Source organism: Glutamicibacter sp. NPDC055354 (assembly GCF_053644955.1).
In genome coordinates this window covers 1,363,014-1,376,959 of sequence record NZ_JBSHMB010000001.1, presented here as the reverse complement: position 1 = coordinate 1,376,959, position 13,946 = coordinate 1,363,014, and the positions used below count along the sequence as shown (strand labels likewise).

Here is a 13,946-nt window from a genome sequence, read left to right as displayed (position 1 = left end):
ATGACTGCCACTACTTCGCGCTTGAACCCGAACGTCAGCGCTGCCACCGCACGAGCCGCAGCCAAGGCCGCCAATGAGCACCAGCCGGTGACCTTCGGCAAGGCGCTGAATACCGCCTTGGCTGATTCGCTGGTTGACGACAACTCGGTAGTGATTTTCGGCGAGGATGTGGGAACCCTTGGCGGCGTTTTCCGCATCACCGACGGGCTGACCGCACGCTTTGGTTCCGAACGCTGCTTTGACACCCCGCTGGCCGAATCCGGCATTGTCGGCATGGCCGTGGGCATGGCCATCAACGGCATGCGCCCGGTTATCGAGATGCAGTTCGATGCATTCGCCTACCCGGCGTTCGAGCAGATCGCTTCGCATGTCGCCAAGATGCGCAACCGAACCCAGGGCAAGCTGAACCTGCCGATGGTCATCCGCATACCGTACGCCGGCGGCGTGGGCGGCGTGGAGCACCACTGCGATTCCTCGGAAGCCTACTACGCCCACACTCCAGGGCTGAAGGTCTTCACGCCCTCGTGCGTAGAGGATGCCTACCTGATGCTGCGCGAAGCCATCGATTCGGATGATCCGGTGGTCTTCTTCGAGCCGAAGAAGCTGTACTGGTCCAAGGAGCAGGTGGACTTGGCGCAGCTGGCCGAGCAGTACGAGGCCAAGAAGAGCGCTAGGACCGAGGGCCAGGCGCGCATCGCCCGTCCGGGCAGCGATGCCACGCTGATTACCTATGGTCCAAGCGTTTCCACCGCATTGGAAGCTGCCAAGTTGGCAGCCGAGGAAGGTATCAGCCTGGAAGTTCTCGACATCCGGAGCATTGTGCCCTTCGATGACGAGACCGTCTGCGCATCGGTGCGCAAGACCGGACGCGCTATCGTGGTTGCCGAAGCCCAGGGCTTCGCCTCGGTAGCCAGTGAAATCGTGGCCCGGGTGCAGGAGCGCTGCTTCCACTCGTTGGCCGCTCCAGTGCTTCGCGTGACCGGATTCGACATTCCATACCCGGCCCCAACGCTGGAAAAGTTCCATCTTCCAAGCGCCGAACGCATTCTCGACGCGGTTGACCAGCTTCAGTGGGAGGCGTAAATGAGCATCAAGACTTTTCTCTTGCCAGACCTTGGCGAAGGCCTGACCGAAGCCGAGCTGGTGCGCTGGATGGTTGCCGCCGGTGACGTTGTCGCAGTTGACCAGCCCATAGCGGAGGTGGAAACCGCGAAGTCGCTGGTGGAGATCCCTTGCCCGTTTGAAGGCGTAGTGTCGACCCTGCATGGGGACGCTGGCCAGATGATGCTGGTGGATGAGCCTTTCATCTCCGTGAACACCGGTGGCGAAGAAGCTGAAGCGCCTGAAGCCGAACGTGCGCAGTCCTACCGCGAGGAAGAGCGTGCTGGCACCCAGGCTCCTGCCGAAGAATCAGCAGAAGCCGATGAGGGTAGCGGCAATGTGCTCATTGGCTACGGCACTTCCTCTGCCCAGCGCAAGACCAGCCGTCGGCGCAAGCCGCGCGGCGGGGTAGCCGCGCCAGCGGCACAGGCACCGGCCGAAGCGGCCCGCGTGATCAACCCGCTGGTACGCAAACTGGCGCGGGATAACGCCTTGGATATCAGAACGGTTCTAGGCTCTGGTCCAGAAGGGCTGATTCTGCGCACCGACGTGGAAGCTGCCTTGTCGGCTGATGCGGGGCTGCCTGCAGCTGCGGCGGCCGCTGCCCCGGCAGCACCGACCCCGGCTTCCGCAGCCGCGGTGCCCGCTGCACCAGCCCAGGCTGGCGGGGCGGATTCGAAGACCGGCCTGCCGGTCGCATCTTCCCAGGTGCTCTCGGGCGTGCGCAAGACCATCGCCACCGCGATGAGCACTTCGCGCCGCGAGATCCCCGAGGCTACCGTGTGGGTGGATGTCGATGTCACCAAGCTGCTGAAGCTGCGATCGAAGATCAAGGAAGCCGAAGGCCAAGCTCCAAGCGTCATGGCACTGATCTCCCGTTTCGCGGTGGCCGGCTTGCGGCGCTTCCCTGAACTGAACAGCCGCATTGAGGCTGAAGCTGATGGGGGCTTGCGCCATACCCTCTTCGAGGGCGTGAACCTCGGGTTCGCAGCCCAGACCGATCGCGGCCTGGTTGTGCCAAATGTGCGCAACGCCCACAAGCTGAACGCCAAGGAACTGTCAGCCGAGTTCGCTCGACTGGCTACGGTGGCCCGCGAGGGCAAGGCCGGTGTCGCCGACCTGTCCGGCAGCACCTTCACCATCAACAACTACGGCGTGTTCGATGTTGATGGCTCCGCGGCCATCATCAACTATCCGGAAGCGGCCATTCTGGGGCTGGGGCGCATCATCGAGAAGCCGTGGGTGGTCAATGGCAAGATCAAGGTCCGTTCCATCTGCGAGATGACACTGAGCTTTGACCACCGGGTCTGCGATGGCGGAACCGCTGCCGGCTTCATGCGCTATGTTGCCGACGCGATGACGGATCCAAAGACTGCGCTGGCTTCGCTCTAGCGCCTACTGTGCGCAGTGCTCGCTCTCAAGAGTGATCTTGATGCCCGTCGAACCTCACGAGGATTGACGGGCATCACCCTTTTTGCTGATATTTCATCTATGTTCGATCATTTATCAGCATGTCAAATATAGGTTGCTAGAATCGAACCAATTATTATTTCTATGCTGGAAATATGTTGGGTTGCTTTCCAGCCGCTTATGACGCGGGCTAGGCAGCAGGAACAGGGGATTGAGATGTCAACAGCGGGGACCGGAATCAAGAACCGGCCATTCATCTACCTGCTGCTCCTGCTACCGACGGCCATTGTGCTGGGCGCCTACGCCCTGCTCGCCGGCAAACTGCCGGAAATGACCGCCACTCACTGGAGTTCGACCTATCCGGACGGGTTTACCCGCACCGCGGTGTTTGTTCCCGTCTGCATCGGGCTATGCATTCTTGGTGCCATCACCGGAGTGATTTCCTTGGCGCTGCGCAGCAAACCGGCACTGTTCATGGTGCTGCTCTTCGCCGGCGGGTTGCTCTCCTGGAGTGCAGCTGGCGTATTCGTCGGCTCGGCGGTGCCTACAGCGCTCGCCGAGACACCTGAAACCGCAGTGCTGGGCGGCATGATGGTTGTGCTGATTGCCTGCTCGCTGCTGGGCATTGCACCACTGTGGGTCAGCGGCATCTACCAGCAATACACCAGGCAATCCGTTGAGGCCCGCCAGGCACGAAGTGATGCAGCGCAGGGCATCCAGCGGCCTGTTGCGGCGGGGACACCAGTCATGGCACGGCAAGAATTCAATCAAACGATGGCAGCACCGTGGTGGATGCGGCTGCTATGCCTGGTGGTGTTCGCGGCGCTTTTCATTGCTGTTGCGTTGCCGCTGCTGACCGGTGACAGCCAAGATGGCGACTGGGTGGGCTTCATCGTTGCCATGACCCTGTCGGCCGTGGCGTGCGTATCGATTCTGGGTTTGATCTGGATTCGGGTATCGATCAGCGGTGATCGCTTCCGGGTATCATCAGCGGTCTTGGGGTTCCCGATGCGAACCATCAAAATCGACGAAATTGAATCTGCGACCAGCGAAAAGATCGTTCCCATGATGTGGGGAGGCTGGGGCTGGCGAATCATTCCAGGCGGTTCGGCCATCGTGATGAAAGAACACGAAGGCCTCGTTTTCGAACTCAAGAACAAGAAGCGTTTCGCCGTGACCATCCCGGAATCGCAGCAAGCCGCAGACCTGCTCAATGCCCGCATGGCCTGCGGTAAACAGTAGCGAACAACGTTTCTGGGCCTGCGCCCTACTTATTGAAGGTGCGCATGGGCCCGATAACCACCGAGCGCAGCACCAAGCCGGATACCAGCGAAGCGGCCACGACATGGATGATCCCCAATGCCGCGTAGACCAATTGCAGGAACTCCGGGATCTTCTGGATATGCGGGTGCGGCAGGAGGAACGAGAGCCCGATTACCGCAGCCCAGACAACCAGGCTGCCGGCCCCAACTTTCCTCGACCAGGTGCCCTTTGGCAGTTCATGGCTCAGCGGCTGGATGCGTTGGAGCACTACCGAGGCCAAGACCATCCAGAATCCGGCCACCACGAAACCAGCTGCAATGTCACTTGGACGGTGCCAACCGCAGATCAAAGTGGCCACCCCGGTCACCGTCGCGAACAACCACGCGATCGGCTGGACTACCGGACGCAGTTTCGGTGGTGAAACCAGGTACATCAGTCCCATTGCGGCGGCAGCGGCGGTGGTGTGTCCTGACGGAAAAGAATTTCCTGTGGTGCCGAAGTTGAAATCCGGGCGAGACAAGATCTCGTGCTTGAGCAATTGCGTGCTGCCCGCTGCGGCTGCGGCCGCGATGACCGCCACGATGGCCCGCAGGAAGCGCCGGTCGCGAATCACGCGATACAGCAGGAAAACTGCCGCAATGATGCCGCAGATTGCCGGCAAGAGATTCAGGAATTCACGGATCGGATTAATCAGGTCCGTCCGGGGCCACCATTGCGACCACGCTATGAATCCAGCCTGATCGGCCCATTGCCCCACACGCTGCTGGACGAAAAATAAGTATTCGAGGCAGAACAGCGAAATCAGCAACAGCAGAGCCCACCACCACCTGATATGGTGCGGGCGCGCGGATGCTGGATTGCGAGGCATATCTCTAGGGTGTCATATCCGGCACGGGGAACGGCACAGTTCAGGCATGTAACTATGCCCACCCTCGATAGGCTTAGAGCATGAGTGTTGAACTTCCGCCCCTTGAAGATCTGCTGGCAAATTCCCATGTTGTCCGGTTGCCGATGCGTGTGAAATTCCGTGGTGTCACCCAGCGTGAAGCGCTGCTGATCAACGGGCCGGAAGGTTGGGGCGAGTTCTCTGCATTTACCGAGTACGGACCGGCCGAAGCCTCACGGTGGCTAGCCGCCGGAATCGAGGCCGCTTACCAGCCGTTCCCGGAACCGTTGCGCACCAGCATTCCGGTCAACGCCACCTTGCCTGCAGTTGCGGTCAAAGATGTCGGAGCGGTTCTCGAACGCTATGACGCGCCGCACACCATCAAGATCAAAGTGGCAGAAAAAGGCCAGGGGATTGAGCAGGACCTGGCGCGTGTAGCTGAGGCCCGTCGACTCTACCCGCAAGCAGCGCTGCGCGTGGACGCGAATATGGGATGGGATATTGCCCAGGCGGTCCCGGCCTTGAAGGCCCTGAGCGAGTACGACCTGCAATACGCGGAGCAACCCGTGCCTGGCATTACCGGGCTGGCAGAAGTCCGCGAGCAACTGCGCAACGCCGGCAACCCCTTGAAGATCGCCGCTGATGAAGTGGTGCGGAAGCACACCGACCCCTTGGAAGTCTCGCGGTTGGGCGCCGCAGATCTGATGGTCATCAAGGCCCAACCGCTGGGCGGCATCGGTGCGGTGCTGCAAATTGCCAAGCAAGCCGAACTGGATGTTGTCGTGTCCAGCGCCCTGGATACTTCGGTAGGGCTGGCCCAAGCCGCCGCCTTAGCCAGCGCGCTGCCAGAACTGCCCTATGCCTGCGGCCTTGCGACGGGCACCTTGTTCGCCGAAGACGTATGTGCCGAGCCGTTGCTGGCCACCGCTGGGTACTTGCCGGTGCGTCGCATTGAGCCGGATCACCAGAAATTGGATGGCTTGCGTCCGCAAGAGGCGCGCGTGCGCTGGTGGCTGCAACGCCTGGAGTCCTGTTATGCCGAGCTGACTAGGGGATAACCCCAGGCAAGAATCTATTTCCCCGGCGTTAACCTTTGCGTTGCATTTAGAACACTTCCAAGTGAAAACCTCAGTTCGAGTCATTCCCCTGACAATGAGCCACATACTGAGGAAGTGAGCGGATCATGAATCCAACCCGTACCCTTTTGCCAATGCTGGGCCACACCCGCGGCGGTCGTTCTGCAGCTACTTGCCACTTCAAGTGCGCCGACGCCTGCACCAAGCCGGATTGCAACACTTCGTCCAACGGCTACTTCAAGGACATTGCCGACAAATCGCTCTCCCGCCGCAGCATGCTGGGCCTGGGAGCCGTCGGTGCTTCAGCGCTGGTCATCGGCCCGCAGCTTTTCGGTGCAGCCGACGCTACCGCGGCACCACTGGTGCCAATGAAGCCGGGCAAGGGCGGGCACCTTTCATTCGATGCCATTGAGCCGGTGTCGCGTTCGGTGGATACTGTTTCCGTTCCCGAGGGCTACGACTGGAATGCCATCATCCGCTGGGGCGACCCGCTCTTCAAGAACACCGCGGAATTCGATGCTTCCAAGCAGTCCGCCCGCAAGCAGGCTGAGCAGTTCGGCTACAACTGCGACTACCTGGACATCATTGTCGACAAGTACTCGGGACGCACCGGCGTGCTGGTTGCCAACCACGAATACACCAATGAAGACATGATGTTCGACTCGGCTTGGTTCGAAGCGAACCAGGAAGAAGCCCGCAAGATCGCGATGAACGCGCATGGCTTCTCCGTGGTCGAGGTCAAGCGCAAGAAGAATGACAAGAAGTGGAGCTACGTGCAGGGCGGCGAACGCAACCGCCGCATCACCGCCAGTACTGAATTCCGGGTCGATGGTCCAGCCGCAGGCAGCGACCTGCTCAAGACCGCCGCAGATCCAACCGGTACCAAGGTTCTTGGCACCTTGAACAACTGCGCCGGAGGCACCACCCCATGGGGCACCGTACTCTCCGGTGAAGAAAACTTCGACCAGTATTTCCGCGGCAACGGCACCGCCGAGGAATCCCGCTACGGCATTGGCACCACCGCGACCGACCGCGGCTGGGAAGAAAGCGACCCGCGCTTCGGCCTGCACAACGAAGGCTACGAAAACGAAGCCAACCGTTTCGGCTGGGTAGTCGAAATCGATCCGCAGGACCCTTCGTCCACCCCGGTCAAGCACACCAGCCTGGGCCGTTTCAAGCACGAGGGCGCCAACGTTCGCATTGCCAAGAACGGCAAGGCTGTTGCCTACTCCGGCGATGACTCGCGCTTCGAGTACCTGTACAAGTTCGTCTCGAAAAACACTTTCTCCAAGCACGATCGCAAGCACAATATGGGCTTGCTCTCCGAAGGCGACCTGTACGTTGCCAAGTTCGCCGGCAACTCTCCAGCTAGCGAGATCGACGGCAGCGGCACAGTTCCGTCTGATGGTGCTTTCGACGGCATGGGAACCTGGCTGCCACTGGTGAAGAACGGCGAATCCAAGGTGGAGGGCATGGGCATCGACGAGGTGCTGGTCTACACCCGCCAAGCAGCTGACAAGGTCGGCGCCACCAAGCTGGACCGTCCCGAAGACGTTGAGCCGAGCCCGGTATCCGGCAAGGTCTATGTGGCACTGACCAACAACACCGACCGCGGCAAGGACGGCAAGGAAGGCGCAACAGAGGTCAGCCCACGGGTACGCAACCGCGACGGCCACGTCTTGGAAATCACCGAAGCCGGCAACGACGCCACCGCCGCGAAGTTCACCTGGAACATCTTGCTGGTTGCCGGCGATCCAAATGTGAACGGATCGACCTACTTCTCCGGCTACCCAACGGACAAGGTCTCGCCGATTTCCTGCCCGGATAACCTGGCATTCGATTCCAAGGGCAACCTGTGGATCTCCACCGACGGCGCCCCTGGCACCATCGGCTACTCCGATGCACTGCACAAGGTCACCCTGACCGGCAAGGATCGCGGTCGCGTCGAGCAGTTCCTGGCCGTGCCAACCGGCGCAGAGACCTGCGGCCCGCTGATCCATGACAAGGACAACTCGGTCTTCGTCGCGGTACAGCACCCGGGTGAAGGCGGCAGTTTCGCCAGCCCTACCTCGCTGTTCCCGGACTTCGTGAAGAACGCAGGAGGAGCCGGCAAGGGCGAGTTCTACGGCCCGCGCCCATCGGTCGTCCAGGTCTTCAAGCAAGATGCGAAGCCGGGCAAGGGCAAGGGCAACGGCAAGGGCAAGGGACACGACAAGGGCAAGGGTCACGACAAGGGCAAGGGTCACGACAAGGGCAAGGGTCACGACAAATAAGTCGGACTAGCCTGCAGTGCAAGGGCGTCGGCAGGATCCTCTCCGGGATCCGGCCGGCGCCCTTTGCCGTTCCAAATCGGTTGACCGGCAGGTCAAGGCATAGACTTGGATCATTGCCTTCAGCTTTGGAATCTAAGGAGTCATGCGGCGTGGGAATGCAGCAACCTGGCGAGCAACGCGCCATCACTACAGCTCGCCATGTGCTCGCCGCCCTGATCAGTGCCGGGATCAGGGATCTGGTGATTTCTCCCGGTTCGCGCAGCGCACCCTTGGCCTATGCTGCAGCCGAGGCAGAAGCCGCGGGGATCCTGGATATCCATGTGCGCATCGACGAACGCTCCGCGGCCTTCATGGCACTGGGCCTCGCCCAAAGCACCATGCGGCCGGTCGCCCTCGCCGCCACCAGCGGCTCGGCCATCGGGCAAATGCTGCCGGCAGTAATGGAAGCCAACCACACCGCGACACCACTTCTGGTCCTTTCTGCCGACCGTCCCGATGAACTGCACGGCACCGGAGCCAGCCAGAGCACGCGCCAGAAAACCCTCTTTGGCGAGCACGTTCGCCTGGCCGCCAATGTCCCCGCTGGGACCGATCCGCAACACGAGGTCCAACGCGCATTACTGGCCTTGGCCGGTGACCAGCACACTGCCGCAGGTCCGGTCCAATTGAATCTGCAGTTCCGGGATCCGCTCACCCCCGCACAGGACGAGAGGATCGAGAGCCAAAGCTGGACGGCAGTTGAGCCGGGGCAGTGGCAGGCACACGACCAGCTGGACAGGGCGAGCTTGCCGGTCCAGCAGCTGGAGCCACGCCGGAGCGTTGTCATCGCCGGGCATGGCGCCGGAGAAGAGGCGCAACGTTTCGCCCAGGCTTTGGGGCTGCCATTATTTGCCGAACCATCTTCTAACGCACGCTTCTCGGCCAATGCCATCGGCCACTATCGTCCGCTGATAGCGGTGGGCCTGGACCGCATTGAACGCGTGGTGCTCTTTGGCCGTCCGACGTTGAGCCGCCCGGTGGGCCAGCTCCTGGCCAACCCGGCGATCGAATCGGTGATTTGGCAGCCTGCGCCAGTGGCCTGGTATCAAGCGGGACGGCGACGCGAAACACCGGTCAGCTCGTGGAGCGAATTGCAGGAGTTCGCCGGAACCGGTGCAAAGGGGTGGCTGGAAGCGTGGCAGCAGCTTGATGCCCAAGCTTTGGAAGTACGGCAACGCCTGAGCCGCGAATCGCTGATTAACGGGGTAGATGTTGCCGAAGCTATTTGGGATCACGCGCCGGAAGTCCTGCTGCTGGGCTCATCCAATATCGTTCGCGACTTCGACCTGGCGGCCCGACCGGCACCCGAACCAACTATGACCGTGCATGCCAACCGCGGTCTTGCCGGAATCGATGGGACCATTGCCACCGCCCTGGGCCTGGCCCGGGGAAGCAAAAAGCGGACGCTTGCGGTGATGGGAGATATTACCTTCGCCCATGACGCCAGCTCGCTGTCCTGGACCCCCGGCGAAGAGCAGCCAATGGTGGATATCGTGGTCTACAACGACGGGGGAGGAGCAATCTTCTCCACCCTGGAGCATGGTGCCGTGGATGCCTCGGGCCGGTACGCCAATGCGGTGGAACGGCTCTTTGCCACACCGCAGCAGCTGAGCCTGCCTGCGCTCGCCGAAGCCTATGGCTGGCAGTACGCCAGGGCCGCAAGCAAGGAAGAGCTCAGCGCCGTCTTGACTTCAACGCAGCCGGCGAACCTGCGCCTGATTGAAGTGCCTGCATCGCGGAGCAGCCTGCGCGCCGAGAATCTTGAATCAAATCAACAGATCGGGCAGCTAGCCTGGCCAGAGCTGTAGGGAAAAAAGAAATTCCCCTGCGTCGACCATCGGCAACGATGGGCAACGCAGGGGAATTTTTGCAGTTGAACTCAGATATCCACGTGCGTGGGATCGAGCACGCGACGCAGGAAGTCCTGGGTACGTGGCTGCTGCGGATTGCCAATGACATCCACGGCCTTGCCTTCTTCCACCACGACGCCACCGTCCATGAAGAACACGCGGTCAGCAACTTCCTTGGCGAAAGCCATCTCGTGGGTGACCACCAGCATGGTCATGCCCGCTTGGGCCAGATTCTTCATAATGGACAGGACCTCGCCCACGGTCTCCGGATCCAATGCACTGGTTGGCTCATCGAAGAGCATCAGCGTTGGTTCCATGGATAGCGCTCGGGCAATGGCCACGCGCTGCTGCTGGCCACCGGAAAGCTGGTCAGGGTAGCGATCGCCGAAGTCGCCCAGGCCTACACGCTCCAGATTGCGCAACGCGACCTTCTGGGCTTCGGCCTTCTTGCGCTTGAGCACCTTGATGGGGGATATCGTGCAGTTCTCCAGCACGGTCAGGTGCGGGAACAGGTTGAACTGCTGGAAGACCATGCCTACCTGCTGGCGCATCTTGTCCAGGTTCACATCGGGATCGGTGACGTTGAAGCCACCGACCATAATGGTTCCTCCGTTTGGCTGCTCCAGCAAATTCACGCAACGCAGCAGGGTGGACTTGCCTGAACCGGAGGGGCCGATCAGGCAGACAACCTCGCCCGGAGCAACATTCAAGTCAATGCCCTTGAGCACTTCGTTGCTACCGTAGGACTTGCGCAGTCCGGTGATTTCCACGCCCGAAGCATGGACTGAAAGTTCATTGGTGTCAGTCGACATTTTCAAGTCCTATCTATCGCTTGGTCTTGGCGGCGCGGGATTCAAACTTGCGGGCCACCAAGCTCAGCGGGATGGTGATCACCAAGTAGAACAGGCCGGCGACAACCAGCGGGGTGATGCCGGCATCGATTTGCGAGATGCCGTCACGGCCAAACTTGGTCATTTCGTACTGGGCCATCGACGCACCGAGGATGAATGCCAACGAGGTGTCCTTGGTCAGCAAGATGATTTCGTTGGTCATGGGCGGCAATACGATCTTGAACGCCTGCGGAATCACGATGGTGACCATGGCACGCCACGCTGGCATGCCCAACGAACGTGCAGCTTCGGTCTGTCCCTTTGGCACCGCCTGCAGGCCTGCACGCAGGGTTTCCGCGATGTAGGCGGCGGAGACCAGGCCCAAGGCGCACATGACATTGACCGGCTGCGGCCACTGGGTTCCGAACGCCTGAGGCAAGCCGAAGCCGAAGGCCAATAGGACCAGGATGGCTGGAATACCGCGGAAGAATTCGATAAATGCGGTGGCGAACCAGCGATAGGGCGCGAAGGACGCCATTTTCATCAGGGCCAGAAGCAGACCCAGGATGAGGCCGAAGGCGAAGGAGATGATCGTGTAGAAGATCGTGTTCTTCAGACCGACCAAGATCATGCCAGGGAACATCGGTCCCAATTTGTCGAAGGAGAAGAAGGCATAAATGGCCTTGTTCCAATCAACGGCCAAGACCAGTGCGATGATCGCGATGATGAAGATGGCGATTTGAATGGTCTTGCTCATGCGGGCGCGCTGACGTGTAGTCATTGCCATGCTTGATTACCTCTCATAAAGGAAGCGGAAGCTGGACTGCCAACCTGTGGGTGCAGTCCATGCCCCCGCTTGCCTTGGAATCAGTTGATGCTCGAGAATTACTTCTCGCCGAACCACTTCACAGTCAGTTCTTCCATGGTTCCTGCATCGGCCAGCCGCTTGAGGGTGCCATTGACCAGTTCCAAGGTCTTTGGCTGCTCCTGTGGAACCGCAATGCCCAGCTGCTCGCCGGTCTTGAAGTCGGCCACGACGCTGAAGCCGTCCTTATCCTTGATCGCGTAGCCCAAGACCGACTGGTTGCCCAGCAATGCATCCACTTGGCCAGCCAGAAGTGCCTGGGTTTGCAAACCGGCATCCTCGAAGCCAACGATGTTGCTCAAGCCCTGTTCCTTGGCGTACTTCTCGCCGGTGGTGGCCTGCTGGACGCCGACCTTCTTGTCCTTGGCGGATTCAAGATCCTTGATTTCAGAACCGTCAGCCGAAATCAGCACCAGATCGTCATCCATATAAGGGGTGGAGAAGTCCATCTTGGCCGAACGCTCTTCGGTGATCGATACCGAGGAGATCGCGATATCGCACTGGGTGCTGAACAGACCGGATTCGATGGAGTCGAAGCTGGCATCGATGACGTTCAGATCCAGTTCTGCATCCTTGGCAATCTCGGCAGCGATATCCATATCGAAGCCGACGTTCTTGCCGTCCTTGACGAATTCGAATGGTTCGTAAGGAATGTCTGAGCAAATGGTGAGTTTGCCTTCGTTGAGCGGGAAGGAACCAGCTTCGGCTTCACCTTCGGAACTGGAGCCGGAACCGCAGGCGGTGAGAGCCAGCAGTGCAACGGACGTGACGGCAACAGCGGAGGCGAACTTCTTCTTGAGACTACGCATAGGATCAGAACCTACTTTCGGGTTATGCGAGTGGATCAGTGCGTAGCCACAATCATAACCGGGGCAACACTAGGCTGAGATTCACCTCACACATGTCGCGTCGAGACTAAGGATTATTTATGCTCAGTGCGATCCTAGCGGCCTTGATCCGCTGCGCAGCCTGCGCCTACTCGGCTCCGAGGGCTTGGCGCATGGGGCGCATCTTCGCCCATGATTCGGCTAGTTCATCCTCGGGCACCGAGCCCGGAACAATGCCGCAACCCGCGTACAGGCGCATCAGCTTTTCGTCTTCCAGGATTCCGCCACGCAGCGCGATGCCGAATTCGCCATCGCCACGGCTGTCAACCCAGCCCACGGGGCCGGCATACGGTCCGCGGTCCATGCCTTCCAGCTCGCGCAAGAGCACGCCAGCCTTCTTGGTCGGCGTGCCGCACACGGCAGCGGTCGGATGGAAAATCTCGGCAACATCCAGTGCGGTAGGCAGAACGCCGGCGGCATCGGCGCGCAACTGGGCGCGTACGTCGCTGGCCAAATGCCAAACATTGGGAAGCTGCAGAATAAAAGGTTCTTCCGGCGCGCTCATGCCGTGCGAAATGGGATTCAAGGAAGCCGTGAGCGAATCTATGGCCAACTGGTGCTCGTTGCGCTGCTTCGGATCTTCAAAGAGGTTGCGGTGCGCGAAACCGGGGTCCTCAGCGCCAGCGGCCGCGCGGTCCAGCGTGCCAGCTAAAACGCGGGCCTCGGCCAAGCCGTCGGTAACGCGCACCAGCATCTCCGGGGTAGCGCCTACCAGGCCGTCCACTGAATAGGTCCAGCAATTGCCATAGTGCTCGGTCAGCGCATCGACCACGCGGGCAAGATTAATCGGGGTGGAACTATGTGCCAACACATCGCGGGCCAGCACCAGCTTGGAAATTCCGCGTTCCTCGAAACGGCCCAGCGCCTGATCCACGGCATCAAGATAGGAACCGGCGGTCAGCTGCCCGCTGGTCAGTTCAATGCTGCCCGGTTCGCCCGCCGGCAACGACGCATCGGCCATCGCGGCTTCGGCGCGGGCCAAAGCCTGCTGGTAGGTTAGCCCGTCGAGTTCCTCTGCGCTGCCGGTGATGGTAATCCAGGACTTTTCCTCATCGCGTCCGATCACCAGCTGCGGGATCACCATGCGCGATTCGAAGACGCTGGTGAAGGAGAACGCAAAAGAACCGAAGGAAACCAGGCCGCTGCCGGGGCGGGCGATCGGGTCAATGATCTGTGCCTGTTCGATGACCTGTGCAAGCCAGGCGCGGGCACGTGCAAAGCGCTCTTCGCCGTGGGTGTGCAAGCGGGCCGCTGTGCCAAAGCCAACCAGACCGTGGCCGTTGCGGGTCCAGACCAAGCTTCGGTGACGCAATGAGTCGGCAACCAGTGTTTCGGCGGCATCAAGGTATTCAAAGGTGATGCTGGTGAGAACAGGAGCCGACGGCTGATGAGCACTGGCGCTAAGAACGGGCGAATCTGCAGACATGATAAGGCTAAGCCTACCGCGCAATGCCGGGGGAAAAGGC

General features: G+C 60.6%; 11 protein-coding genes. 6 read left to right on the top strand and 5 right to left on the bottom strand.

Annotated elements, in window-relative coordinates; translation table 11 throughout:
- The 3 genes from ACWICV_RS06430 to ACWICV_RS06420 all read left to right on the top strand — a co-directional run bounded on the left by ACWICV_RS06430 (nucleotide 1) and on the right by ACWICV_RS06420 (nucleotide 3,753).
- Entirely contained in the window at nucleotides 1-1,083 is a 1,083-nt protein-coding gene (locus tag ACWICV_RS06430) for an alpha-ketoacid dehydrogenase subunit beta (RefSeq protein ID WP_454090610.1), read from the top strand.
- Nucleotides 1,084-2,493 (top strand): dihydrolipoamide acetyltransferase family protein, encoded by a 1,410-nt coding sequence (locus tag ACWICV_RS06425; RefSeq protein ID WP_454090611.1) that lies wholly within the window; start codon nucleotides 1,084-1,086, stop codon nucleotides 2,491-2,493.
- Nucleotides 2,494-2,727: 234 nt separating this feature from the next.
- Entirely contained in the window at nucleotides 2,728-3,753 is a 1,026-nt protein-coding gene (locus ACWICV_RS06420) for a hypothetical protein (protein WP_332498871.1), read from the top strand.
- A gap of 25 nt (nucleotides 3,754-3,778) precedes the next feature.
- On the opposite strand, the gene ACWICV_RS06415 is transcribed toward ACWICV_RS06420, so the two are convergent.
- The gene (locus ACWICV_RS06415) at nucleotides 3,779-4,642 is read right to left on the bottom strand and encodes a phosphatase PAP2 family protein (protein WP_402470438.1); all 864 of its coding nucleotides are present in this window, start codon (nucleotides 4,640-4,642) and stop codon (nucleotides 3,779-3,781) included.
- 80 nt (nucleotides 4,643-4,722) lie between these two features.
- Here ACWICV_RS06415 and ACWICV_RS06410 point away from each other — a divergent pair, with 80 nt between their 5' ends.
- From ACWICV_RS06410 to menD, 3 genes are all read left to right on the top strand, one after another.
- The gene (locus ACWICV_RS06410) at nucleotides 4,723-5,718 is read left to right on the top strand and encodes an o-succinylbenzoate synthase (protein ID WP_454090612.1); all 996 of its coding nucleotides are present in this window, start codon (nucleotides 4,723-4,725) and stop codon (nucleotides 5,716-5,718) included.
- Between the two features lie 125 nt (nucleotides 5,719-5,843).
- Complete coding sequence (locus tag ACWICV_RS06405) at nucleotides 5,844-8,009, top strand: PhoX family protein (RefSeq protein WP_454090613.1); 2,166 nt, start codon at nucleotides 5,844-5,846, stop codon at nucleotides 8,007-8,009.
- 155 nt (nucleotides 8,010-8,164) lie between these two features.
- Nucleotides 8,165-9,856, top strand: a complete 1,692-nt coding sequence (gene menD / locus ACWICV_RS06400) for a 2-succinyl-5-enolpyruvyl-6-hydroxy-3-cyclohexene-1-carboxylic-acid synthase (RefSeq protein ID WP_454090967.1) — start codon at nucleotides 8,165-8,167, stop codon at nucleotides 9,854-9,856.
- 71 nt (nucleotides 9,857-9,927) lie between these two features.
- On the opposite strand, the gene ACWICV_RS06395 is transcribed toward menD, so the two are convergent.
- The 4 genes from ACWICV_RS06395 to ACWICV_RS06380 all read right to left on the bottom strand — a co-directional run bounded on the left by ACWICV_RS06395 (nucleotide 9,928) and on the right by ACWICV_RS06380 (nucleotide 13,906).
- Nucleotides 9,928-10,710: an amino acid ABC transporter ATP-binding protein gene (locus ACWICV_RS06395; RefSeq protein WP_105656911.1), complete on the bottom strand. Its 783-nt coding sequence runs from the start codon at nucleotides 10,708-10,710 to the stop codon at nucleotides 9,928-9,930.
- 13 nt (nucleotides 10,711-10,723) lie between these two features.
- The gene (locus tag ACWICV_RS06390; protein ID WP_105656910.1) at nucleotides 10,724-11,515 is read right to left on the bottom strand and encodes an amino acid ABC transporter permease; all 792 of its coding nucleotides are present in this window, start codon (nucleotides 11,513-11,515) and stop codon (nucleotides 10,724-10,726) included.
- A 98-nt stretch (nucleotides 11,516-11,613) separates the two neighbouring features.
- Complete coding sequence (locus tag ACWICV_RS06385; protein WP_105656909.1) at nucleotides 11,614-12,402, bottom strand: ABC transporter substrate-binding protein; 789 nt, start codon at nucleotides 12,400-12,402, stop codon at nucleotides 11,614-11,616.
- Nucleotides 12,403-12,568: 166 nt separating this feature from the next.
- Entirely contained in the window at nucleotides 12,569-13,906 is a 1,338-nt protein-coding gene (locus ACWICV_RS06380; RefSeq protein ID WP_454090614.1) for an isochorismate synthase, read from the bottom strand.
- Between the last annotated feature and the right edge of the window lie 40 nt (nucleotides 13,907-13,946).

Bases quoted from the DNA above. Each gene is read 5' to 3' on its own strand.
- ACWICV_RS06395 (WP_105656911.1), bottom strand. From the start codon at position 10,710: ATGTCGACTGACACCAATGAACTTTCAGTCCATGCTTCGGGCGTGGAA.
- ACWICV_RS06410 (WP_454090612.1), top strand. From the start codon at position 4,723: ATGAGTGTTGAACTTCCGCCCCTTGAAGATCTGCTGGCAAATTCCCAT.
- ACWICV_RS06415 (WP_402470438.1), bottom strand. From the start codon at position 4,642: ATGCCTCGCAATCCAGCATCCGCGCGCCCGCACCATATCAGGTGGTGG.
- ACWICV_RS06430 (WP_454090610.1), top strand. From the start codon at position 1: ATGACTGCCACTACTTCGCGCTTGAACCCGAACGTCAGCGCTGCCACC.
- ACWICV_RS06390 (WP_105656910.1), bottom strand. From the start codon at position 11,515: ATGGCAATGACTACACGTCAGCGCGCCCGCATGAGCAAGACCATTCAA.
- ACWICV_RS06380 (WP_454090614.1), bottom strand. From the start codon at position 13,906: ATGTCTGCAGATTCGCCCGTTCTTAGCGCCAGTGCTCATCAGCCGTCG.
- menD (WP_454090967.1), top strand. From the start codon at position 8,165: ATGCAGCAACCTGGCGAGCAACGCGCCATCACTACAGCTCGCCATGTG.
- ACWICV_RS06385 (WP_105656909.1), bottom strand. From the start codon at position 12,402: ATGCGTAGTCTCAAGAAGAAGTTCGCCTCCGCTGTTGCCGTCACGTCC.
- ACWICV_RS06405 (WP_454090613.1), top strand. From the start codon at position 5,844: ATGAATCCAACCCGTACCCTTTTGCCAATGCTGGGCCACACCCGCGGC.
- ACWICV_RS06425 (WP_454090611.1), top strand. From the start codon at position 1,084: ATGAGCATCAAGACTTTTCTCTTGCCAGACCTTGGCGAAGGCCTGACC.
- ACWICV_RS06420 (WP_332498871.1), top strand. From the start codon at position 2,728: ATGTCAACAGCGGGGACCGGAATCAAGAACCGGCCATTCATCTACCTG.